Source organism: Pseudomonas sp. Marseille-Q5117 (assembly GCF_946901175.1).
Lineage (GTDB): Bacteria > Pseudomonadota > Gammaproteobacteria > Pseudomonadales > Pseudomonadaceae > Aquipseudomonas > Aquipseudomonas iranensis.
Window position 1 is genome coordinate 47031 of the sequence record NZ_CAMPPP010000018.1, and the last position, 20524, is coordinate 67554.

The 20524-nt window shown below is 59.8% G+C and carries 23 protein-coding genes; 12 read left to right on the forward strand and 11 right to left on the reverse strand.

All coding sequences use genetic code 11. From position 1 onward, the window contains the following. Positions 1 to 107: 107 nt before the first annotated feature. A complete protein-coding gene (locus OC605_RS23565) occupies positions 108 to 1043 on the reverse strand; it encodes a DMT family transporter (protein WP_110601058.1) in 936 nt (311 codons plus the stop codon). Between the two features lie 86 nt (positions 1044 to 1129). On the opposite strand from OC605_RS23565, the gene OC605_RS23570 reads away from it, so the two are divergent. Both OC605_RS23570 and OC605_RS23575 read left to right on the forward strand, forming a co-directional pair. After that, positions 1130 to 1693: a helix-turn-helix domain-containing protein gene (locus OC605_RS23570; protein ID WP_262139811.1), complete on the forward strand. Its 564-nt coding sequence runs from the start codon at positions 1130 to 1132 to the stop codon at positions 1691 to 1693. After that, positions 1694 to 3097 carry an FAD/NAD(P)-binding protein gene (locus tag OC605_RS23575; protein ID WP_262139813.1) on the forward strand — a complete coding sequence of 468 codons (1404 nt, stop codon included), beginning with the start codon at positions 1694 to 1696 and terminating at the stop codon, positions 3095 to 3097. Positions 3098 to 3298: 201 nt separating this feature from the next. On the opposite strand, the gene ppnN is transcribed toward OC605_RS23575, so the two are convergent. Next, positions 3299 to 4672 carry a nucleotide 5'-monophosphate nucleosidase PpnN gene (gene ppnN / locus OC605_RS23580; protein WP_073471165.1) on the reverse strand — a complete coding sequence of 458 codons (1374 nt, stop codon included), beginning with the start codon at positions 4670 to 4672 and terminating at the stop codon, positions 3299 to 3301. A gap of 222 nt (positions 4673 to 4894) precedes the next feature. Here ppnN and OC605_RS23585 point away from each other — a divergent pair, with 222 nt between their 5' ends. After that, on the forward strand, positions 4895 to 5422 hold the full coding sequence (locus OC605_RS23585) for a DUF3087 domain-containing protein (RefSeq protein WP_038860192.1): 528 nt from the start codon (positions 4895 to 4897) through the stop codon (positions 5420 to 5422). Here the strand turns inward: OC605_RS23585 and OC605_RS23590 are convergent. Further along, a complete protein-coding gene (locus OC605_RS23590) occupies positions 5419 to 5805 on the reverse strand; it encodes a DUF2784 domain-containing protein (RefSeq protein WP_262139821.1) in 387 nt (128 codons plus the stop codon). The genes OC605_RS23585 and OC605_RS23590 overlap by 4 nt on opposite strands. A gap of 129 nt (positions 5806 to 5934) precedes the next feature. Between OC605_RS23590 and OC605_RS23595 the strand changes: the two genes are divergently transcribed. Continuing rightward, on the forward strand, positions 5935 to 6078 hold the full coding sequence (locus OC605_RS23595) for a hypothetical protein (RefSeq protein ID WP_024013238.1): 144 nt from the start codon (positions 5935 to 5937) through the stop codon (positions 6076 to 6078). 43 nt (positions 6079 to 6121) lie between these two features. Here the strand turns inward: OC605_RS23595 and OC605_RS23600 are convergent, their stop codons facing one another. Both OC605_RS23600 and OC605_RS23605 read right to left on the reverse strand, forming a co-directional pair. Beyond that, positions 6122 to 6394 carry a hypothetical protein gene (locus OC605_RS23600; protein WP_016775076.1) on the reverse strand — a complete coding sequence of 91 codons (273 nt, stop codon included), beginning with the start codon at positions 6392 to 6394 and terminating at the stop codon, positions 6122 to 6124. A 263-nt stretch (positions 6395 to 6657) separates the two neighbouring features. Continuing rightward, positions 6658 to 7338 (reverse strand): SOS response-associated peptidase, encoded by a 681-nt coding sequence (locus OC605_RS23605; RefSeq protein WP_262139824.1) that lies wholly within the window; start codon positions 7336 to 7338, stop codon positions 6658 to 6660. A 193-nt stretch (positions 7339 to 7531) separates the two neighbouring features. On the opposite strand from OC605_RS23605, the gene OC605_RS23610 reads away from it, so the two are divergent. Together OC605_RS23610 and OC605_RS23615 are read left to right on the forward strand one after the other, a co-directional pair. Next, positions 7532 to 8431 (forward strand): polysaccharide deacetylase family protein, encoded by a 900-nt coding sequence (locus OC605_RS23610; RefSeq protein ID WP_262139826.1) that lies wholly within the window; start codon positions 7532 to 7534, stop codon positions 8429 to 8431. A gap of 105 nt (positions 8432 to 8536) precedes the next feature. Beyond that, positions 8537 to 8779 (forward strand): DUF1652 domain-containing protein, encoded by a 243-nt coding sequence (locus OC605_RS23615; RefSeq protein ID WP_016775073.1) that lies wholly within the window; start codon positions 8537 to 8539, stop codon positions 8777 to 8779. Between the two features lie 3 nt (positions 8780 to 8782). Here OC605_RS23615 and OC605_RS23620 read toward each other — a convergent pair whose 3' ends face one another. After that, positions 8783 to 9145, reverse strand: coding sequence for an NUDIX hydrolase (locus OC605_RS23620; protein ID WP_186566706.1), 363 nt, complete (start codon positions 9143 to 9145; stop codon positions 8783 to 8785). 218 nt (positions 9146 to 9363) lie between these two features. On the opposite strand from OC605_RS23620, the gene OC605_RS23625 reads away from it, so the two are divergent. Continuing rightward, positions 9364 to 9561 carry a hypothetical protein gene (locus OC605_RS23625; RefSeq protein WP_024013234.1) on the forward strand — a complete coding sequence of 66 codons (198 nt, stop codon included), beginning with the start codon at positions 9364 to 9366 and terminating at the stop codon, positions 9559 to 9561. 55 nt (positions 9562 to 9616) lie between these two features. Here the strand turns inward: OC605_RS23625 and OC605_RS23630 are convergent, their stop codons facing one another. Continuing rightward, positions 9617 to 9856, reverse strand: coding sequence for a hypothetical protein (locus OC605_RS23630; protein WP_051600740.1), 240 nt, complete (start codon positions 9854 to 9856; stop codon positions 9617 to 9619). Between the two features lie 184 nt (positions 9857 to 10040). On the opposite strand from OC605_RS23630, the gene OC605_RS23635 reads away from it, so the two are divergent. Further along, the gene (locus tag OC605_RS23635) at positions 10041 to 10376 is read left to right on the forward strand and encodes a hypothetical protein (protein WP_024013232.1); all 336 of its coding nucleotides are present in this window, start codon (positions 10041 to 10043) and stop codon (positions 10374 to 10376) included. A gap of 189 nt (positions 10377 to 10565) precedes the next feature. Then, the gene (locus OC605_RS23640; RefSeq protein WP_016775068.1) at positions 10566 to 11171 is read left to right on the forward strand and encodes a DUF6338 family protein; all 606 of its coding nucleotides are present in this window, start codon (positions 10566 to 10568) and stop codon (positions 11169 to 11171) included. 140 nt (positions 11172 to 11311) lie between these two features. Here OC605_RS23640 and OC605_RS23645 read toward each other — a convergent pair whose 3' ends face one another. Continuing rightward, positions 11312 to 12211: a LysR family transcriptional regulator gene (locus OC605_RS23645; RefSeq protein ID WP_016775066.1), complete on the reverse strand. Its 900-nt coding sequence runs from the start codon at positions 12209 to 12211 to the stop codon at positions 11312 to 11314. Positions 12212 to 12330: 119 nt separating this feature from the next. Between OC605_RS23645 and OC605_RS23650 the strand changes: the two genes are divergently transcribed. Next, positions 12331 to 13698: an MFS transporter gene (locus OC605_RS23650; protein WP_262139831.1), complete on the forward strand. Its 1368-nt coding sequence runs from the start codon at positions 12331 to 12333 to the stop codon at positions 13696 to 13698. A gap of 30 nt (positions 13699 to 13728) precedes the next feature. Further along, entirely contained in the window at positions 13729 to 15003 is a 1275-nt protein-coding gene (locus OC605_RS23655) for a glucarate dehydratase family protein (protein WP_262139832.1), read from the forward strand. 102 nt (positions 15004 to 15105) lie between these two features. On the opposite strand, the gene OC605_RS23660 is transcribed toward OC605_RS23655, so the two are convergent. After that, complete coding sequence (locus OC605_RS23660) at positions 15106 to 15990, reverse strand: LysR substrate-binding domain-containing protein (protein WP_262139834.1); 885 nt, start codon at positions 15988 to 15990, stop codon at positions 15106 to 15108. A 157-nt stretch (positions 15991 to 16147) separates the two neighbouring features. Here OC605_RS23660 and OC605_RS23665 point away from each other — a divergent pair, with 157 nt between their 5' ends. Next, positions 16148 to 19174 carry an FAD-binding and (Fe-S)-binding domain-containing protein gene (locus tag OC605_RS23665; RefSeq protein ID WP_262139933.1) on the forward strand — a complete coding sequence of 1009 codons (3027 nt, stop codon included), beginning with the start codon at positions 16148 to 16150 and terminating at the stop codon, positions 19172 to 19174. Here the strand turns inward: OC605_RS23665 and OC605_RS23670 are convergent. Next, a complete protein-coding gene (locus tag OC605_RS23670) occupies positions 19107 to 19793 on the reverse strand; it encodes a paraquat-inducible protein A (RefSeq protein ID WP_262139836.1) in 687 nt (228 codons plus the stop codon). The two genes, OC605_RS23665 and OC605_RS23670, sit on opposite strands and share 68 nt — an antisense overlap. After that, entirely contained in the window at positions 19790 to 20386 is a 597-nt protein-coding gene (locus OC605_RS23675; protein WP_016775060.1) for a paraquat-inducible protein A, read from the reverse strand. The genes OC605_RS23670 and OC605_RS23675 overlap by 4 nt, the downstream gene beginning before the upstream one ends. Between the last annotated feature and the right edge of the window lie 138 nt (positions 20387 to 20524).

Consider the following 20524-nt stretch of genomic DNA (forward strand, 5'->3'; position numbering starts at 1 on the left):
GAGGATGTCTCAGAATCCTACAAAGTAGTTGGGATTTGTGTGTTTGGCGTTGTTTCAGAGGTAACGATGGTGCGCTGCTTTCGCGAGCAGCCAGAAGAGATTGCGGGTCACCCCTGCGTTTCCCTCTCCAGCTCAGCTTCTGCCTCGGTAGACCTTCCCTTGGTCTTCAGCTCACTGATAATCACCGCCGCAACAATCAACCCGGCCCCAACCAGCGCAATTGCCGGCAAGCGCTCCCCGGCAATCCGTCCGACAATCCCGGCCCACACCGGTTCACCGGCATAGATCAACGTCGCCCGAGTCGGCGAAACACTCTTCTGTGCCCAGTTCATCGCTACCTGAATCGCCGCACTCGCCGCGCCCAGGCCCAAAGCGGTCGCCAGCAACAACCAGGAAAAATCCGGAATCACTTCACCGGTCGGGACTACCAGCAAGAACGACAACACCGCCGTCACCGCCAGTTGCACCACCGTCACTCGCCGCACATCCACCTGCCCGGCGAAAGTGCTGATCAAAATGATTTCAGCAGCAATCGCAACGGCGCTGATCAATGTCGCAATTTCTCCGGGACTGAAATTCAGCGCCGCCCCTGAGGGACCCGACAACAACATCAAACCGGTAAACGCCAGCATGATCCCGATACTTGGCATCAACCCCGGACGCCGTCCCAGCACCAGCCATTGCAGCAGCGGCACAAACGGCACGTACAGCGCGGTAATGAACGCCGACTGACTGCTCGGAATGCTTTGCAGCCCGACCGTCTGCAAGCCATAACCAAGCATGATCGCTACACCGATGAACGACCCTGCCTTGACTTCGAACAAGGTCAACTCGCGCAGGTGCCGCCATGAAAACATCGCGACAATCGCCGCCGCTGCGGCGAAGCGCAGGCCGACGAAAAACATCGGGCCACTGACCGTCATGGCATGTTGCACAATCAGAAACGTGCCGCCCCAGATCATGGTGATCAGCACCAGCACGCACTCGGCTTTGCTGAAGCGGGAGAAGCGGATTCGGGACGCAGAATTGTTTGGCGACATCATGACCTTGCGCACATTAAAAGGGAGGCTGCACAATTGCCGCCAACGTTGCGCAGTATACTGCCCAACCCCACCGAGTGAGCAATATAGTGCACAAAGATTTGACTCAGCGAGCCTCCGTTCTGCAACACGTCAGCCAGAACGTTCGGCGCCTGCGCCATGCTGCGGACTTGAGCCAGACCGCGCTGGCGGAAAAATCCGGGGTGAGCCGACGGATGCTGGTAGCAATCGAGGCAGGCGAAAAGAATGTCAGCCTGACCACGCTTGATCGCGTTGCCGAAGCGCTTGACGTTGCCTTCAGCGATCTGATCCAAGCGCACGATGCGCGCGACCCGAGCCGGATCAATGAGGTTGCCTGGGCGGGCACGATTCCCGGCAGCAGAGCCGTGCTACTGTCCAAAGCCACCGCGAGCCGCGAAGTCGAACAATGGGAATGGTGCCTGCAACCGGGCGAAGTTTATCCGTCGCAACCGGACGCCGATGGCTGGAGCGAGCAGATCTACGTATTTGAAGGATGCCTGACACTGATGCTCGGCGATCAGGCGCAGTACATCAATAAAGGAGAGTTTTTCATGTTCGCCAGCAATCAACCGCATGCCTACCGCAACGATGGCGATGTGGCTGCGCGGTTCGTGCGTAATGTGGTGATCTGAATGGAGCAGCCTGCGGACATCCTGATCATCGGCGGCGGCCTCAGTGGCACCATGCTGGCGGTGCAATTGTTACGCCTGCCTGGGCAACGAAGAATTGCGATCATCGAGCCGCGTGCTGAACTGGGACGTGGTGAGGCTTACAGCGCAGTTGAGTTGGGACATACGCTGAACGGCAACGCGGCGCGGATGAGCGTCGACCCGGATAATCCTGATGATCTGACGCAGTGGCTGACCGCGCATATTGCCGGCGGCGGCTGGCCGGAATCGGCTGAGCAGGACGTGCCGGTCAGTGAGCTGTTTCCGCCGCGTGGCCTGTTCGGGGTCTATGTGCAACAGCGTCTGGCTGAGGCCCGGGCGGTGGGCGCGCTGCAAGGTTCGAGCGTAGAACACATCTGTGCTGAAGCCGTTGACTTGCAAAGCGGGACCGGCTCAATGCAGCTCACCCTGAGCGATGGCCAGGTTTTGCGTGGAGCGCAGGCAGTGCTGGCCACCGGCATGTTCCCCGCCGCTCGCACGCCGCAGACCCAATCCAGTGGCCTCAATGCCGCCGCGCTGGACCCTTGGGATGTCGCTGTGATGCGCAAACTGGACCCGCAATCCATCGTGCTCATTATCGGCTCCGGGCTGACGATGGTTGATGCCGTGGTGTCGCTTGAGCAGGCCGGGCATCGCGGGCCGATCGAGGTGTTCTCCCGGCATGGCCTGCTGCCGCACGTGCGCCGTCAACCGCCGGCCTGGGTGGATTTTCTGGCGCAGGATCACAGCATTCGTACGCCCCGCCAGTTGCTGCGCGAGTTGCGTCGACATTGTCGCGACGCAGTCGCCCAAGGCATCGACTGGCAGGCGCCGCTGGATACGGTTCGCGCGCACATCGCGCGGTTGTGGAGTCAGGCGACTGACGTGCAGCGTCGACAATTCGTACGGCATGTACGGCCATGGTGGGAGAGTCATCACCATCGTTCGCCGCCACTGAGCGCCGAGTTGATCGAACGGCTGCACAAGCAAGGGCGCTTGCGCATTCACGCCGCGTCTTTCAAGGGCATTGAGCCCGGCGCGGGCGATGCTGTGACCATTCGCATCCGTCCGCGGGGTGAGACTGAAACAGGCGTGGTCAGCGGTGCGGCGCTGATCAACTCCAGCGGTATCGAATACGACTGGCGGCGAGTCGCACGACCGTTGCCGCAGCAATTGCTGGCGCGGGGACTGGTGCAGCCGGGGCCGCTGGCGCTGGGGATTACAGCAAAGGACGGCGCAGTGGTGGATGCCGAAGGGCAGGTGAGCGCTCGGTTGTTCGCCATGGGCCCGCCGTTGCGCGGGATGTGGTGGGAAAGTACGGCGGTGACGGACGTCGCTGCGCAGGCTAAAGCGTTGGCTCGGCGGTTGGTGGATAGCCCGAAAGATTGATGTGTTCTTTCGGGCTTCTTCGCGAGCAGGCTCCCTCCCACAGGGGGATTGAGGTTGTGACTCCAATTTGCGCCACACCACAAATCCTGTGGGAGCGAGCTTGCTCGCGAAAGCGTCATCTGATTCAACGTCTCTGTTGAATGAAAGACCGCTATCGCTGGCAAGCCAGCTCCCACATTGGGTGTGCGTTACGACTTGAAATTACGCGACGACGCGATAGCACGGCACATACGCCGCGCCGCCCGGCAGCTTCATCCGGTGCTGGGCGACGAAGGCTTTGAGCAGCGCATCAAGCGGCTGCATGATCGCCGCATCACCACGGATCTGATATGGCCCGTGTTCCTCGATCAGGCGAATGCCCTTGTCCTTGACGTTACCGGCGACAATTCCGGAAAACGCCCGACGCAGATTGGCGGCCAATTCGTGGGGCGGCTGGTCGCGATGCAGTTTCAGGTTGGCCATGTTTTCGTGGGTCGGATCGAACGGGCGCTGGAAGCCCTCGTCGATCTTCAGCAGCCAGTTGAAGTGGAACGCATCGTTACGCTCGCGGCGGAACTGCTTCACCGCTTTCAGGCCTTGAGTCATCTGCCGCGCCACTTCGGCCGGGTCATCGATGATGATCTCGTAATGCTGCTTCGCAGCTTCGCCGAGGGTCGCGATGACGAACGCATCCAGCTGTTCCAGATACGGCGCGGCATGCTTCGGCCCGGTGAGGATGACCGGGAAGGGCAGGCCTGCGTTGTCCGGGTGCATCAGGATGCCGAGCAGGTAGAGGAACTCTTCGGCCGTACCGGCGCCGCCCGGGAAAATGATGATGCCGTGGCCGACACGGACGAAGGCTTCCAGACGCTTTTCGATGTCCGGCAGGATCACCAGCTCATTGACGATCGGGTTCGGCGCTTCGGCGGCGATGATGCCTGGCTCGGTCAGGCCGAGGTAGCGACCGCCGTGAATGCGCTGTTTGGCATGGGCAATGGTCGCGCCTTTCATCGGGCCTTTCATCACGCCAGGGCCGCAACCGGTGCAGATGTCGAGACTGCGCAGGCCCAGTTCGTGGCCGACTTTCTTGGTGTATTTGTACTCTTCGGTATTGATCGAGTGGCCGCCCCAGCACACCACGATTTTCGGCTCGACGCCCGGGCGCAGGGTGCGCGCGTTGCGCAGCAGATGGAACACGTAGTCGCTGATGCCCTGGGAATTGCTCAGGTCGATGCGCTGGCTGTCGAGTTCGTTCTCGGTGTAGACAATATCGCGCAGGGCGCTGAAGAGCATTTCGCGGGTGCTGGCGATCATCTCGCCGTCGACGAACGCGTCAGCCGGAGCGTTCAGCAGTTCCAGGCGAACACCGCGATCCTGTTGGTGAATGCGGATTTCGAAGTCCTTGTAGGCTTCGAGGATGGTCTTGGCATTATCGACATGCGCGCCGGTGTTGAGGATGGCCAGGGCGCACTGGCGGAAGAGGGTATAGGTGCTGCCGGATCCGGCTTCGCTCAGTTGCTGAACTTCACGTTGAGAAAGGGTTTCCAGACTGCCTTTCGGGCTGACCGAGGCATTGATTACGTGTCGTTGGGTCATGCAGTGATCCTTAAAACGATGTCATCCACAACGCAGCGGATGGCATCCGAATAGTGTGTATCCATGAATGAAGATGGCACGATCTGCGTTATACCGCCATGTCCCGTTGGACTTTGAAAAGATGAAAAGGAGCCCCAGCATAGCTAAAACCCGGTGCGATGCGATAATGCGCTGGCGAGTTTTTTCCGTTGCGCGTTTTGCCACTCAAGGAAGTCATTTTCGATGTTCGAGATTCAGCCGATGGACCCCGCTACCTTTCGTCAGCAGACCCGCCGCAGCACGATCATTATCGCCGTGCTGTTTCTGCTGCTGGCCATGCTGTTTTCGTCGGTCGCGGTGGCAGTGTTCGGTGAACCCGACGGGGATAACCTGCGTTTCAATGTCGGCGGCGTATTCGTGGCGTTTCTGCTGACGGCGGCGCTGTTGCGCGGGCGTTTCTGGCATCAGACCTGGATGGCCCCGGCGGTGTACAGCTGGCGCCTCAAGCGCAATCTGATGAGCATCACCAATGTCATGCATCAGGTGACAGCCGCGGTGCAGAACAACGATCCGACGGCGATGAAGGTGTTGCGTTTCTATCACCTCGGATTGCTGCAAATGCATGAGCTGGACGGCAACTCCAGCGATCATGGACAACTGCGTGACGAAGTCGAACAGCACAAGGCGCGGATGCAGGCGCAGGGACTTGATTCTGACCAGCCACGCTTCGATCCGCAGTGGCTGGAAACGTTGAAACCGGCCTCGCGTTAAAACGGAATGCGCCGGGCCCGGCGCAGTTTCCACGAGCGCAGCAGTCGTGCGTACACCAACAGGTTGACCGCCAGTACCACGCTGCCGAGGGCCAGTTGAATCTGTGGCGTCAGACCGGCCGGGTAGATGATCGGCCAGATGTAATGCTCAATGAAGCCGCCGGCGTATTCGGTCTGCCCGGCCGCGTGGCGCATGAGGTTTTCCCAGTAGGTCAACGGACAGGTCAGGTGCAATCCCTCGACCGCCACGCCCCATGCGGCCGCCGGCAAGTGCAGCCACATCAAACGTGGCCAGCGCAGCACCAGCAGCCCGCCGAACAGCACGAACAAGATGAAACACAAGTGAAACAGCACCAGCCCGTCGGCGGCGATTCGGTAGAGCATGGCGTCTTCCTGACGTAAGGGTGGATGGCGCTATGGTACGCCGCGCGGGATAAAATTCCTTGGTGAATTCGGGCGCGCAAAAGTGTTCTACCCTTTAACGATCATCAACTGTTCTGAGGTGAGGTGCACATGGCAACTGAGCAAACGCGTGCGGAAGATGATGAGCCAACAGAAGAAGAAATCGAGCGGCAAAAGAGGCAGGAAAAAACCTGGAAGCACGATGACAGCCGCGAGTTGTCGGACCGCGATCAGGAGCGTCCGCTGAAACCTTGAACAACCCATACGAAGAGCCCCGCAGCAGCGGGGCTCTTCGCGTTCAGAGGTCTGCCAGCTGCGTGAAGTCCGGGTAGGTCGCGCGATACCCCAACGTTCGATCGATCCACGCATTGAGCTCATTGACCATCACCGGCGGATGGCCGGGATAACCCTCGAGGGTGCTGCGCAGGGTGCGTTCGATATCGGGCACGCTGTGCAGGTTTCGGGTCTTGATGTAATGGCCGATAAAACAGTCGAGTTCCAGGCGTTCTGTCTTGGACAGATGGACACACTTCAGGCCGCTGACCTGTTTGATTGCAAAATCGTCGCTCACTTATTTCTCTGCAAGGCTTGAAAGTTGTTGATGGATTCCTGATTTCTTTGACTCTTTGGTCAACTGGTATACCAATCGGAAAGGCGGCGCGCATGCTATCCGCAGCGCGGGAAAATGTATGTATGACTGTCGAAATGTCTGACAGGCGGTTGATTCGCTCAAACGGCTGTTTTACGGGCGTTGTATCGCGGTTGAAACACTTTTTGTAACGCAGGGGACTCAGTGGCGGCGTTGCTTGATTAACGCAAGGATGGACGGATTATTTAGTCGACTCGTTCTATCAATTGCGCACCCTGATGACGCGTATTGCCGACCGCTTTGCCGACTTTGTACCATTCGAAGGCATCACTGGGCTCGCCTTCAAACAGCAGCATCTGCTCGGCGCGCTCCACTGGCGTAGCCGGATCAAGCCATTCCCGAGCTCGCGCCGAATCGAAGACCACCGGGCGGCGGTCGTGAATATCGAGCAGGCCGCCCAGGCTGTCAGCGGTGATGATGACGAACCCGTCGTCCTCCCTCGGCGCAACCCCCGGTGCCGGAAATTGGCCGATACCGGCACAGAAGACCGGAGCCTGATCCGCCCGACGAATCAACCAGGGCTGTCGGGATTTTTCCCCGCTATCAACCCATTCATACCAATTGTCGACCGGCACGATCAGCCGCTGCCGCCAGATCGCCCGGAAGAACGCGCCGTGGGCGACTTTCTCTACCCGAGCGTTGATAGGCGGGGCACGATCCTTGGCCCAATGCGGCCGCCAGCCCCAACGCAAATTATCGGCATGAATGGCCTGTTCGTGCTGGTGCAGAACCGCCAGCGTAGTGGTGGGCGCTGCGTTGTAGCGATTGAGCGGCGCATCGCCAACGTGATTGATCAACGCATCGGGGATGCTCAGCACCGCAACGAAATCGTGAATCCCACGGTACTGCGTGAGTCTTCCGCACATGGATGAAATCTCCTTGAGGAAATTTGAGTCTAGTCGGACCTGCGTGCCGGCCGATGACGCACTGAAACCAGCACCGGAACCAAACCCTGTGTACCTTATCCAACCTGCGCTCGCGGATAGCCGCGCAGGGATGGACAAAGGCGATGGAGTTTTGCCATTCGACAACACGACGGCCTCGGCCTCAGGGCAAGACATGACATCCGGATGCAAACTTCTTTGTGTTGCGCTCATCGCGCTCGGTCTGGCCGGTTGCATCGCCGCGCCGATTGAAATGACCACGCAAACCGAAACGCGCCTGATGGCCCAGGCCCCCGTACGTTTTTTGCTGACGTTCGATGATGGCCCAAGTGCTTCAGGGTTGTGGAATCCAACGGCGACGGTGCTCGACAGCCTCAAAAGCAATCCGCTGCAGGCAAATATCAAAGCCGTGTTTTTCGTGCAGACCCGAGCACCCCGAGCAGGCAACAGCGAGATCGGTCGCAGCCTGATGCGGCGTGAACACGGCGAGGGACATATTCTCGCTTTCCACACCGCGACTCATTGGCACACCAACCATCGCTCGCTCGAACCGCAAGAACTGGAGCAGTCGCTGACCGATGGCAGTGCTGACATCGCCGCTATCACCGGGGCGCAGCCCAAGCTGTTGCGCCCACCGTTCTGGAACTACGACAAGCGCACATTTGCGGCCTATCAAAAACACGGCTTGCATGTCTTGCTCACGGACCTGAGTGCCAACGACGGCAAGATCTGGGGCTTCAACGCCAGCCCTCGGCGTCGGGCGAACATGCTGCGGCAGTTATCGGAAGTGCGCGAGCGCATCGCCGAGGGTCAATTGCCGACGGTGGACAGGGTAATTCCGGTCGTGGTGACGTTCCATGACCTCAATCGCTACACCGCGCGCCACACTCGCGAATATCTGCAGATTCTGCTCGATAGCGCGGCGGCGACCGGGGTCAGACTGGCGGACAAGCCGTTCTACGACAATCAGGCCTCACTGGAAAAAGCTGCGTTGGCGCGTACGGTTCAGCAAAGCGCTGAGCCGGTGAATCTGCCCGGAATGTGGAACTGGATCTGGGATCACGACGCGCATTGAATGGCATGAGTGAGTTGTGATCGGCTTGGCATTCTCGAGCGGGCAGTAAACACACCGTGGGTCTATGCTCGATGGATCGATTCTCCGCCTGCGAGGCGCCCGTCCATGCTTGCCATTGCCGATATCTGCCGGATCGTCGAGTCAGGCTTCCCCACGTTCAAGTGTGATTGCACACCGACCGGGCAAGGTCTGTTGCGGATCAAGGTGTATGAGCCGGGCAGTGGGCGTGTCGAGTTGTTGCTTGACGGCGTTTCTCCCGAGCATCTGGTGACGATTCGCGATATTTCAAATTTCATTGGTGAGTTGCGCACGGAAATCAGCGCCGGTCGCCGGGCGTTCGCTGGCTGATCGTTATAAACGCCGTTGAAAGGCCTGCACGATGCGCCTTGTCGCTTCATTGGTTTCAAGATTGTGCACGGCATCGAGCGGGTACCAGATGCAATCGACGATTTCGTTCTGCGGGCGCACGTCGTCGAGGTTGACCACCGAAGCCTCGTACACATGATGCCGCGTACTGCCCGCCTGAAAATCCATCAGGTACAGGACGTCCTCCGCATTGAGCCCGGTTTCCTCCTGCAACTCGCGCACGGCTGCCGCCGCACGGGTTTCCCCGGGTTCGACTTTGCCCCCGGGTAATGACCAGTGATGGCGGGGTTTGCGTACCAGGAGGATATGGCGATCCTGCTCGCAAATGACGGTGGCGCGTACTTTCATGATTGCCCTGTTGATGCGTGTCATAAATCTGTAATCAATCTGCAATATTCGAGCCGCAAGCGGATTTAAAGGTTCCCTCTTGATTCGGAGCCATTTGCGTAGCAAAAAGTGCCAGTGAATTGACATGTGCCAGGGCTAATCCGGTTTACACCGCAGCGGGGAGCGGGTGTAAGGTAAGCCCGTACACCGAAAACACCGTTGACGAAATGGAGGTGCTCATGAGCATTCCAATGCTGAACAAGCTGCACATGAACGGTTATGACGTGCTTAGCGTGAACAACGGCCCATGGCGGGTTTGCACTCAGGGCGACCGGTTGGCGTCATTCACCAGCAGGGAGGAAGCGATGGCCTATGCGGCGGCGCTTCCTGGTTACAAGCAACGCGCCAAGCGGGTGCAAAGCCAGAACGTGAGTTGATGCGTTATAACGAAAGAGCCCCGGTTTCGACCGGGGCTTCTGTTTGGATCAGGAGTCAGTGCACCTTGATTCGGCTGATGGTCCGGGCTTTTACCTCCTTGGCATAGATCTGCAATCTCTCTTCGTCGTTTTGCAGGATTTCGCAAGACCGCAACACAGTCTGGGCGTCTGCCTCGTTACCTGATTTGCGCAATTGTTCGGCAATGCGCTTGAGGTCGACCGCCGACCACCTCAGGTCCGACGCCACGCTTTGCAAATCCCGTTGAAGTTCGTGTTCGTATTCATTGAGCCGCATGATCACCTCCAGAACATTCTCGGTAGAAAAGAGTAGTCGCATTTTTCCACCTGGGGCCAGGCCATCTGACGCCCGGCTGAACCGATGTAAAAAATTGTCCAAACCCCGGTAACGGCGGGGTGCCACGATGGATGTGCACGCCGTTAAACGGTACATTCACGTTTTTTCGGAACAGGTAAACAGCATGCGCGTATGGATCGGCACTTTGGCACTGGCCCTGTTGACGGGTTGCTCGTTACCAGCATCGCTGGTGCCGGGCGAGCCAAACCTCAGCAAGACCAGTGACAAGCCTCCCAAGGAATATGCCGCGTGTTTGTTACCGCTGTGGCAGAAGGACGTGGCCAAGACTTCGCAGACGTCTATTTCCAACGGCTACCGGATTACCGCGCCGAGCATTATCACGGCGGATGAGATTCTCGATATCGTCAAATACAAGGACGGCAGCAAAGTGTCCCTCTATCAGGGGCCGCCTTGGGCCAAGTCCGGATCGCTGCGCCAATCGGTGCGTGACTGCCTGTAACCGGGCGCCCGGATCTCAAAAAAGGCAGACACCGAAGTTCGGTGTCTGCCTTTTTTCATTGGATGGAGACTCCCGCCAAACGCTCGCAATGAGCTGTGACAGTTGCCCGCGAGGCGCAGCAGGATCCTTGACTAGGCTGTGGATGTCGGCCCGTGACGGGATCGGCATGACTGAAAGGAGTCTCGGATCATGGATGATCTGGTCAAGGACATCATTCCGCTGTTGCAGTACCTCATCCCGGGGTTTCTATCGACCTGGATCTTCTATTCACTTACGGCATTCAAACGACCGGATACGTTCGGCCAGATCGTGCAGGCGCTGATATTCACATTTGTGATTCAGGGCGCGGTGTTGGCGGTGGGCAACCTCTGTTTGTGGATTGGCTCGAAGGGTTTTTCATTAGGAAACTGGGATGATCGGGCGCAAACGCTCTGGGCATTTGTGTTTTCGCTGATGCTGGGATTGTTTGCCTGTTACCTGGCTACGAGTGACAAATTGCACGGCTGGTTACGTAAGCGAAACGTCACGAAACAATCTTCTTTCCCCAGTGAATGGTTCTGCGCTTTCGCCCAGTTCGACCGGTTCATAACCCTGCATTTACATGACGAGAGGCGCGTGTTTGGCTGGCCTGTCGAGTGGCCGTCCGAATCCAGTTGTGGGCAGTTCGTGATGCAGAATCCACGTTGGGTTAATGACGATGGCAAGTCGACGCCTTTTGGTGCCGAAATTTTGCTGATAGATTCCGCGCAAGTTAAGTGGGTTGAATTCAGCCCGGTATCAGAGGGTTCATCATGACGACTGCAAGAGCACCGCGACCAATGCCAAAGCAATACGAACGCCTGTTCACTGGGCCTGACGGCAAGCCGCTGGAGGAGCCGTTGATCAAAGCCCCGAGCGCTCCGCCTCCGCTCAAATACAGGTTGCCACAATAATTTTCAGCCCCAACCCTGCACCACCGCCCGGCGAATCGCCTCCAGCAACATCGCGAACGCCGGGTTGTCATTGTTCTCACGCCAGATTAGATGCAGCTCGCTCTGCACCCCTTCGCCCAGATCGATCTCGCGAAACACCACATTCCTGAACACCACGCTGGTCGCGCAACGCGGTACCAGCGCCAGACCCATGCCAGCGTTGACCAGCGCCAGAATCGTCAGTGACGAGCCCAGCCACTGCACGTAATCCGGCGCCACCCGCGCTGAACGCAGCGTGCCGGTCAACAGTTCGTTGAACGGCGGATAGGCTTCATGGGAGTACATCAGGAACGGTTGTTTATCCAGATCAGCCACTGATACCTCAGCTGCATTGGCCAACCGATGCCCGCTCGGCACCGCCAGCACAAATGGTTCGCGCACCAGGCATTCGGTGGCATAGCCCGGTTCCTGCAATGGCGCCCGGGCGATGCCCAGGTCGATACGACGAGCGCGCAAGGCCTCGTGCTGCTGATAGGTATTCATCTCTGCCAGATCTATTTTCACCTGAGGCTGTTTAAGTCGCGCTTCGGCGATCACCTTGGGCAGAAATTCATATACCGCGCTGCCGACGAACGCGATGTTCACCGAGCCAATGTCGCCCTCGGCAAACCGGCGTGCGGTGATCGCTGCTTGCTGGGCGCGCTCCAGCAGATTCTGCGCTTCGACGAAAAATGCCCGGCCGGCTGCCGTCAGCGCAACGCTGCGGGTACTGCGGGTGAACAGTTCGACGCCAAGGTGATGCTCCAGCAGCTGAATCTGCCGGCTCAGCGGCGGCTGGGTCATGTTCAGGCGCTCGGCGGCGCGGCGAAAGTTGAGTTCGGTGGCGACCGTGGTGAAACAGCGCAGTTGGGTGAGCTCGAACATTGATCTAATCCGGGTATCAATCGAGTGCCTGTTTAGATTAGACGGGATCAATGCGCGACGTCCATGATCGGCTCATTGCTTCAAGTCATCCCTAAAAAAACAAGATCGGGAGTCGCCCCTTGAAAACCCTCCAGAGTCCGCCGGACATCACGGTGCTCGCCCGCGCCGCCGCCAAGGTCAAACGCCACGTGCTCCCGCTGTTCGTGGTGATGTTCATCGTCAATTACATCGACCGGGTCAATATCGGTTTCGTGCGCAGCCATCTGGAAACCGATCTGGGTATCGGCGCAGCGGCGTACGGACTTGGCGCCGGGCTGTTTTTCATCGGTTACGCACTGTTCGAAGTGCCGTCGAACATGCTGTTGCAGCGCTACGGCGCGCGGGTCTGGCTGACGCGGATCATGTTCACCTGGGGCGCCGCAGCCATGGCCATGGCCTTCGTTCAAGGTGAAGCCAGCTTCTATGTACTGCGCTTTATTCTTGGGGCGGCCGAGGCCGGGTTCTTCCCGGGGATCATTTACTACTTCACCCAGTGGCTGCCAGCGTCCGAGCGCGGCAAAACCATGGCGGTGTTTCTCAGCGGCTCGGCGATTGCCTCGGTCATTTCCGGCCCGGTGTCCGGTGCGCTGTTGCATATCAGCGGATTGGGCATGCACGGCTGGCAGTGGATGTTTCTGATCGAAGGCGCAGCGTCGGTGGTGTTGTGTGCTTTCGTCTGGTTCTGGCTGCAATCGCACCCGCGCCAAGCCAAGTGGCTGAGCGAGGAAGAGCGAGACGCACTGGTCGCGGCGATTGCCGAGGAGCAGCGCGCTCGCGAAGCGGTACAAGTCGCCAAGCCGTCGATGTTAAAGCTGTTGGCTGACCGACAGATCGCGCTGTTCTGCTTCATCTATTTTTCCATTGCCCTGACCATTTACGGCGCGACGTTCTGGTTGCCGAGCATGATCAAGAAGATGGGTAACCTCGGAGATTTCCAGGTCGGGCTGCTCAATTCGATTCCGTGGATCATTTCGATTGTCGCCATGTATGGCTTCGCAGCGATGGCCGGCAAATGGAAATTCCAGCAGGCCTGGGTCGCGCTGACCCTGGTGATCGCCGCCATCGGCATGTTCATGTCGACCACCGGCGGCCCGGTGTTTGCCTTCGTCGCCATCTGCTTTGCCGCCATCGGCTTCAAAGCGGCATCGGCGCTGTTCTGGCCGATTCCGCAAAGCTATCTGGACGCGCGCATCGCTGCGGCGGTGATCGCGCTGATCAATTCCATCGGCAACCTTGGCGGCTTCGTCGCGCCGACCGCGTTCGGCATTCTCGAACAAACCACCGGCTCCATCGAGGGCGGCCTGTATGGCTTGGCGGCGACATCGCTGGTCGCCGCCGTGGGGATCTTCTTCGCCCGCACGGCGCCTGGCGCCAAAGGCAAAACCCCGGCAAAACCAAGTGACGAAGCCGCCGTTGTGGCGCCGGCTCGTCCGGCTGCGAGCCACTGAATCGATTGTTGATCCGTCAGGAGCGTTATCTTGAAAATCACCCGTGTCAGCGTCACCCCGATTGCCTTTCGCGATCCGCCACTGCTCAACGCCAGTGGCATCCACGAACCTTTTGCCCTGCGCTCGATCATCGAGATTGAAAGTGACAACGGTTACATCGGCCTCGGCGAAAGCTACGGCGATGCGCCGGCGCTGGCGATCCAGCAACAATTGCAGACCCAGTTGATCGGCCTTGATCCGTTCAACCTCAATCAGTTGCGCGCAATCGTGCAGGCCACCGTGGGGGCGAATAAACCCGCCAGCGTCGCTGGCGCTGAACTGGCCCCCGGTTCCCACGCCAGCAAAGCGGTGAGCAATGCCTACTCGGCATTCGAAGTAGCGTTTCTCGATTTGCAGGCGCACTACCTGAACGTGCCGCTGGTGGACCTGCTCGGCGGCGCGATTCGCGATGAAGTGCCGTTCAGCGCTTACCTGTTTTTCAAGTACGCCGAGCATATCGACTCGCCCTACAGGCCGGACGACTGGGGCGAGGCGCTGAGCGAGCAGCAGATCGTCGCGCAGGCAGCGCGGATGATCGAGGCGTACGGATTCAAGAGCATCAAGCTCAAGGCCGGCACCTTGCCGCCGGAGCATGAAGTGGCTTGCATCAAGGCACTGAAAAAAGCCTTTCCGGGTTTTCCGCTGCGCATCGACCCGAACGGCAACTGGTCGCTGGAGACGGCGATTCGCATGGCCGAACTGCTCGGCGATGACCTGCAGTATTACGAAGACCCAACGCCGGGCCTTGATGGCATGGCTGAACTGCACAAACGCACCGGTCTGCCCTTGGCGACCAATATGGTCGTCACTGATTTCGACGAGTTCCGCCGCAGCGTTGCGTTGAACAGCGTGCAGATCGTCCTCGCCGACCACCATTACTGGGGTGGCCTGCGGGATACGCAGACACTGGCGAAAATGTGCGACGTGTTCGGCCTCGGCGTGTCGATGCATTCCAATTCGCACTTGGGTATCAGCCTGATGGCCATGGCGCACGTTGCGGCGGCAGTGCCGAATCTGGATTACGCCTGCGACACCCACTACCCGTGGCAGGAGCCGGACGAGGAAGTGATCAAGGGCGGCAAGCTGCCGATTGTCGATGGCTGCGTGAAGATCACCCGTGCGCCGGGGTTGGGGCTGGAACTGGACCATGAGCAACTGGCCAAGCTGCATGATCAGTACCTGACGTGCGGCATTCGCCAGCGCGATGATGTGCGGCAGATGCAGCGGTACAAGGCGGATTGGCGGGCGGTCAAACCGAGATTTTAAGGTCGTTGCGACTGGCTTCTTCGCGAGCAGGCTCGCTCCCACACTTGGCATACGTTTCCCTGTGGGAGCGAGCCTGCTCGCGAATGGCCGCGACTCGATCCTTCAGAGGGTATGAACCAGCCAATCCCTGAACGCCTTCAACGAAGGCAAATTCTCATTACGCGGCGGGTACACCAGGTAATAGCTGCGTCGGCTGGTAATCGGCTCGCCCAGTTGCAGCAATTCGCCCTTGAGCAATTCCTCCTCGACCAGAATCCGCGGCACCAGACCAACGCCGATATTGGCGCGTACTGCCTGAATCAAGTGCGAGGTCATTTCGAAGCTTGGCCCGATCCGCATGCTGCGATGCGGCAGTTGATGATGGCTGAACCATTCCGCCCACGCCTGGGCATTGCTGCTGACGTTGAGCAGCAACTGCCCCGCAATGTGCCGCTCGGCCTCATCGCGTTCAGTCGCCGACAGCTGCGCGCTGGCAATCGCCACCAATTCTTCGGTGTGCAGGGGCAGGGCGGTCAGGCCTGGCCACTCCCCGCCGCCGACACAGATGGCGGCGTCGATTTCGCTGGTGTCGAAGTCGATGGTTTCGATCCGCGAATGCAAGTGCACGGTCATGCCCGGGTGCGCCGTGTAGAAATCCTTCAACCGTGGCAGCAGCCATTTCGAGCCGAAGGTCGGCAGCGTCGCCAGGCGCAGGCTATGGATGCCCGAACCAAACGCCATTGCCTGCAAGGTTGCGCTGCGAATCTGTCCGAGGGCTTCAGTGAGCTCGCGCTGATACATGCGCCCGACATCGGTCAGCACCACTTGCCGGCCCTCGCGACTGAACAGGCGCATGCCGAGCATCCTCTCGAGAATCTGTACCTGGCGGCTGACCGCGCTCTGCGTCAGTGACAGCTCATGGGCGGCGCGGGTGTAGCTCTCGTGGCGAGCGGCGGCCTCGAAAGCCAGCAGCAGCGACATGGACGGTGTGAGGGTGCGCGGATTCATTCGTAAAACTCATCGATAGCGGGTCGAAATTACGCTTGTTCCATGGCTGGCCAGCAATGAACATGGGCGCAATCAGATGGCGGAGCCTGACGCAATCATTCCTTGCGCACAACTGTTCACCGCCACACAGCCCGATTTGACCGAGATGACCCGACCGATGATTGCCCAGCTGTCGCCTGCCAAAGCCCTGACCGGCGATTACCAACAATTCCTCGCCGCCCTGAAGGACAGCGGCTTTCGCGGTGAAATCAGCGCTGATTATGCCAGCCGCGTGGTGCTCGCGACCGACAACTCGATCTATCAGCGCTTGCCGCAAGCGGCGGTGTTTCCGCTGGATTCGGACGATGTGGCACGTGTCGCACGGCTGATTGGCCAACGGGCGTACGAGAAGGTGGTGATCACCCCGCGTGGCGGTGGCACCGGCACCAACGGTCAATCGCTGACGGACGGCATCGTCGTCGACCTGTCGCGGCACATGAATCGCATTCTGGAAATCAATGTTGAACAACGCTGGGTGCGGGTGCAGGCCGGGGTGGTCAAGGACCAACTCAACGCCGCGCTGAAGTCCGCCGGGCTGTTTTTCGCTCCGGAACTGTCGACCTCGAACCGCGCCACGGTCGGTGGCATGATCAACACCGACGCCAGCGGCCAGGGCAGTTGCACCTACGGCAAGACCCGCGACCATGTGCTGGAACTGGAGATGATCCTGCGCGGCGGCGAGCGTCTGCACGGTCTGCCGCTGGCCGAGGATGAGCTTGCAGCGCAGTGCGCCCGCGATGATCGCGTCGGCGAAATCTATCGTTGTGCGCGGCAGATCATTGATGAACAGGGCGAGCTGATCAAGGCACGCTTTCCCGATCTCAACCGCTGCCTGACCGGTTATGACCTGGCGCATCTGCGCGAGGCCGACCAGCGCTTCAACCTCAATAGCGTGCTCTGCGGCGCTGAGGGCTCGCTGGGCTTCGTCGTCGAAGCGCGGCTCAACGTGCTGCCGATTCCCAAACACACGATGCTGGTGAATATCCGCTATGCCGGGTTCATGGATGCCTTGCGTGATGCGCGGGCGTTGATGGCGCTCAAGCCGTTGTCGATCGAAACCGTCGATTCCAAGGTTTTGCTGCTGGCGATGCAGGACATCGTCTGGCACGGTGTTGCCGAATATTTTCCGGAAAACGCTGAGCGGCCGACTCTGGGCATCAACCTGGTCGAGTTCTGCGGTGACGATCCCGAAGATCTGCAACGCCGCGTCGAAGCGTTCCTCGAACATCTGCAAAACGACCGCACCGTGGAGCGCCTCGGACATACACTGGCGATCGGTCAGGCAGCGGTGAACAAGGTCTATGGCATGCGCAAACGGGCGGTGGGCCTGCTCGGCAACGTCGCCGGCGAAGCCCGCCCGCAGCCGTTCGTTGAAGACACCGCAGTGCCGCCGCAGCATTTGGCCGAATACATCGCCGAACTGCGCGACCTGCTCGACAGCCACGGTTTGCAGTACGGCATGTTCGGTCATGTCGACGCCGGCGTACTGCACGTGCGGCCGATCCTCGACATGAAAGACCCGCAGCAAGCGGCGCTGGTACGCCCGGTGTCCGATGGCGTAGCGGCGTTGACCCAGCGCTACGGCGGCCTGCTCTGGGGCGAGCATGGCAAGGGCCTGCGTTCGGAGTACGCGCCGGCATTCTTCGGCGAGTTGTACCCGGCACTGCAAGCCTTGAAAGCCGCGTTCGACCCACTCAACCAGTTCAACCCAGGCAAAATCGCTACGCCGGCCAACAGCGGCGCAGCACTGCTGAAGATCGACGAAGTGACCCTGCGCGGCGAGCTGGATCGACAAATCGACGAGAAAGTCTGGCAAAGCTACGGCGCGGCCATGCACTGCAATGGCAACGGCGCCTGCTACAACTTCGATCCTGATGACGCCATGTGCCCGTCGTGGAAAGCCACCCGCGAACGCGCGCAGTCGCCCAAGGGCCGCGCTTCACTGATTCGCGAATGGCTGCGGTTGCAGGGCGAGGCGGGCGTCGACGTGCTCTCGGATGCGATTCGCAAACCGGCGTTTTTCCGCTCGCTGTGGCAGCGCTGGCGCAACAGCCGCGATCCGTCGGCAGACTTCTCCCATGAAGTGTATGACGCCATGGCCGGTTGCCTGGCCTGCAAATCCTGCGCGGGGCAGTGCCCGGTGAAGGTCAATGTGCCGGAATTTCGCTCGCGTTTTCTCGAGCTGTATCACAGTCGTTATCTGCGTCCGGCACGGGATTACCTGATTGCCTCGCTGGAATACACCATTCCGTACATGGCGCGTATTCCGGCGCTGTACAACGGCTTGATGGGCGCGGGCTGGGTGCGTGGCGCACTGGCGCGGATCGGTGGCATGGTCGATGTGCCGCTGCTCAGCCGTTTCGATTTCCATGCGACGATGCGCCGTTGGCAGGTGCAGCCGGCAACGGTTGCAACGCTGTCGGCACTGACCTCAGAGCAACGCGAACGCAGCGTGGTGATCGTGCAGGATGCCTTCACCCGCTACTTCGAAGCGCCGTTGTTGGCGGATCTGGTCGAGTTGATTTCGCGCCTGGGTTATCAGGTCTATCTCGCGCCGTTCAGCGCCAACGGCAAACCGCTGCACGTGCAGGGCTTTCTCTCGGCGTTCAATCGGGCGGCGTTGCGCAACGCTGGGCAATTGCAGGCACTGGCGCAGACCGGCGTGCCCTTGCTGGGGCTGGATCCGGCGATGACTCTGGTCTATCGCCAGGAATACCTGAAAGTGCCGGGCTTGAATGAATGTCCTGAAGTGGCGCTGGTGCAGGAATGGTTACTCAAGGTCATGCCGGAGCAGGCGCCTGAGGCTCAGCCGAAAGCGTTCCGTCTGCTCGCCCATTGCACGGAGAAAACCAACGCGCCGGCCGCGACCCGCCAGTGGGAACAGGTCTTCGAACGTGCCGGTCTGAAGCTGGCCACGCAGGCTACCGGTTGCTGCGGCATGTCCGGTACTTACGGCCACGAAGCACGCAATCGCCAGACCTCGGCAGTCATTTATGAGCAGTCGTGGGCGCGTCAGGTGCAGGCGCCGGCGGAGCAGGGCGAGGCGTTGGCGACCGGCTACTCCTGCCGCAGCCAGGTCAAGCGCCAGTCGGATCAGGCGCTGCGCCATCCGTTGCAGGTGTTGCTGGAGACGCTGCGTCGCTGATCGTGTCGCTGATGTCCTTGTCCCAGATCAGGCGCGGGTCGAAACTCATCGCCGCGAGCATGGTGAACACCACGACCAGGCCGAAGAACAGGATGCCCGGTCGTGGCTCGATATCGCCCAGCGCCTGGAATTTCACCAGCGCCGCGACCAGTGCGACCACCAGTACGTCGAGCATCGACCAATAGCCGATCAGCTCGACGAAACGGTACAGCTTCGAACGCTCCCTGCGCGCCCAATCGCTGTTGCGCTGTACGGTGACCAGCAGCAAGGTCAGGGCGACGAACTTGACCCCCGGCACGGCGATACTGGCGATGAAAATGATCAGGGCAATGTCCCACGCCCCGGCCTCCCAGAACTCCAGCACGCCGCTCATGATCGTGCTGTCGGCGCCGTTGCCGAGCATCACTGTGTTCATCACCGGCAGCAGGTTCGCCGGAACATAAAAGGCCAGCGCGGCGAGCATGTACGCCCAGGTGCGCGTCAGCGAATTGGTCTTGCGCCGATGCAACGGCGCATCACAGCGTGGGCACTCGTGTGGCTCGTCGGTCATATCGCAGGCCAGGCCACAGCTGTGGCACAGGCACAGGTTGAGTTCGCTGGCGGTCGGTGGACGCTTCATAAAATGTCCCACAGTTCGCGGATGTCACGGCCGGCAATGCGGATCATCATCAGGCTCAGCACCGCCAGGGCGAACAGGCCGATCCCCGGCAGCACATCGAGCAGGCCGGCAAGTTTGAACACTGCAACCATCGCCCCCAGCAGACACACCTCAAGCATGCTCCACGGGCGCAGGGTTTCCAGCCAGCGCATGCACAGATTGAACCCCGGTGCCCGCCTCAGGCCGAGGGCGAAACTCAACACCCAGACCAGCAACACCAACTGAAATGCCGGGGCGATGATGATCGCAATCGCCGCGACCATGGCGATAAAGGTGATCGGTCCCTGGCTCAGCGCGAGCACCGAATCCCACAGGGTTGCGCTGTTTTTCATGCCTTTGAGGCTGATGCTCATCACCGGATAGAAATTGGCAAACAGCCACAGCATCGCGGCCGTGAAAGTCAGGGCCAGACGCTGCTCGATGGTCAGGCCGTTGAAGCGCTGCAGCACGCCACCGCAGCGCACGCACAGGGTTTTCTGATGTTTGGCGAGCACGACTTTCTCGTACACGCAATCACAGTGCTCGCAGATGATCAGGTGTTCGGTATTGACCATGGACAGCGCTCAAGGGCAGGGCGGACCTGTTCACTATAGAAGGCTGGCGCTGATGGGCAACTTCGATGATGCATGTTTGGGTTTTGTTTTTCTGGTGTTATAAGGTAACGCGAAATTTGCGGGCGGCGTTGTGGCTGT

Bases quoted from the DNA above. Each gene is read 5' to 3' on its own strand.
- OC605_RS23670 (WP_262139836.1), bottom strand. From the start codon at position 19,793: ATGAAGCGTCCACCGACCGCCAGCGAACTCAACCTGTGCCTGTGCCAC.
- OC605_RS23590 (WP_262139821.1), bottom strand. From the start codon at position 5,805: ATGCTCTACCGAATCGCCGCCGACGGGCTGGTGCTGTTTCACTTGTGT.
- OC605_RS23630 (WP_051600740.1), bottom strand. From the start codon at position 9,856: ATGCGGCTCAATGAATACGAACACGAACTTCAACGGGATTTGCAAAGC.
- OC605_RS23640 (WP_016775068.1), top strand. From the start codon at position 10,566: ATGGATGATCTGGTCAAGGACATCATTCCGCTGTTGCAGTACCTCATC.
- OC605_RS23615 (WP_016775073.1), top strand. From the start codon at position 8,537: ATGCTTGCCATTGCCGATATCTGCCGGATCGTCGAGTCAGGCTTCCCC.
- OC605_RS23565 (WP_110601058.1), bottom strand. From the start codon at position 1,043: ATGATGTCGCCAAACAATTCTGCGTCCCGAATCCGCTTCTCCCGCTTC.
- OC605_RS23595 (WP_024013238.1), top strand. From the start codon at position 5,935: ATGGCAACTGAGCAAACGCGTGCGGAAGATGATGAGCCAACAGAAGAA.
- ppnN (WP_073471165.1), bottom strand. From the start codon at position 4,672: ATGACCCAACGACACGTAATCAATGCCTCGGTCAGCCCGAAAGGCAGT.
- OC605_RS23620 (WP_186566706.1), bottom strand. From the start codon at position 9,145: ATGAAAGTACGCGCCACCGTCATTTGCGAGCAGGATCGCCATATCCTC.
- OC605_RS23610 (WP_262139826.1), top strand. From the start codon at position 7,532: ATGACATCCGGATGCAAACTTCTTTGTGTTGCGCTCATCGCGCTCGGT.
- OC605_RS23625 (WP_024013234.1), top strand. From the start codon at position 9,364: ATGAGCATTCCAATGCTGAACAAGCTGCACATGAACGGTTATGACGTG.
- OC605_RS23605 (WP_262139824.1), bottom strand. From the start codon at position 7,338: ATGTGCGGAAGACTCACGCAGTACCGTGGGATTCACGATTTCGTTGCG.
- OC605_RS23660 (WP_262139834.1), bottom strand. From the start codon at position 15,990: ATGAATCCGCGCACCCTCACACCGTCCATGTCGCTGCTGCTGGCTTTC.
- OC605_RS23635 (WP_024013232.1), top strand. From the start codon at position 10,041: ATGCGCGTATGGATCGGCACTTTGGCACTGGCCCTGTTGACGGGTTGC.
- OC605_RS23645 (WP_016775066.1), bottom strand. From the start codon at position 12,211: ATGTTCGAGCTCACCCAACTGCGCTGTTTCACCACGGTCGCCACCGAA.
- OC605_RS23585 (WP_038860192.1), top strand. From the start codon at position 4,895: ATGTTCGAGATTCAGCCGATGGACCCCGCTACCTTTCGTCAGCAGACC.
- OC605_RS23675 (WP_016775060.1), bottom strand. From the start codon at position 20,386: ATGGTCAATACCGAACACCTGATCATCTGCGAGCACTGTGATTGCGTG.
- OC605_RS23575 (WP_262139813.1), top strand. From the start codon at position 1,694: ATGGAGCAGCCTGCGGACATCCTGATCATCGGCGGCGGCCTCAGTGGC.
- OC605_RS23665 (WP_262139933.1), top strand. From the start codon at position 16,148: ATGATTGCCCAGCTGTCGCCTGCCAAAGCCCTGACCGGCGATTACCAA.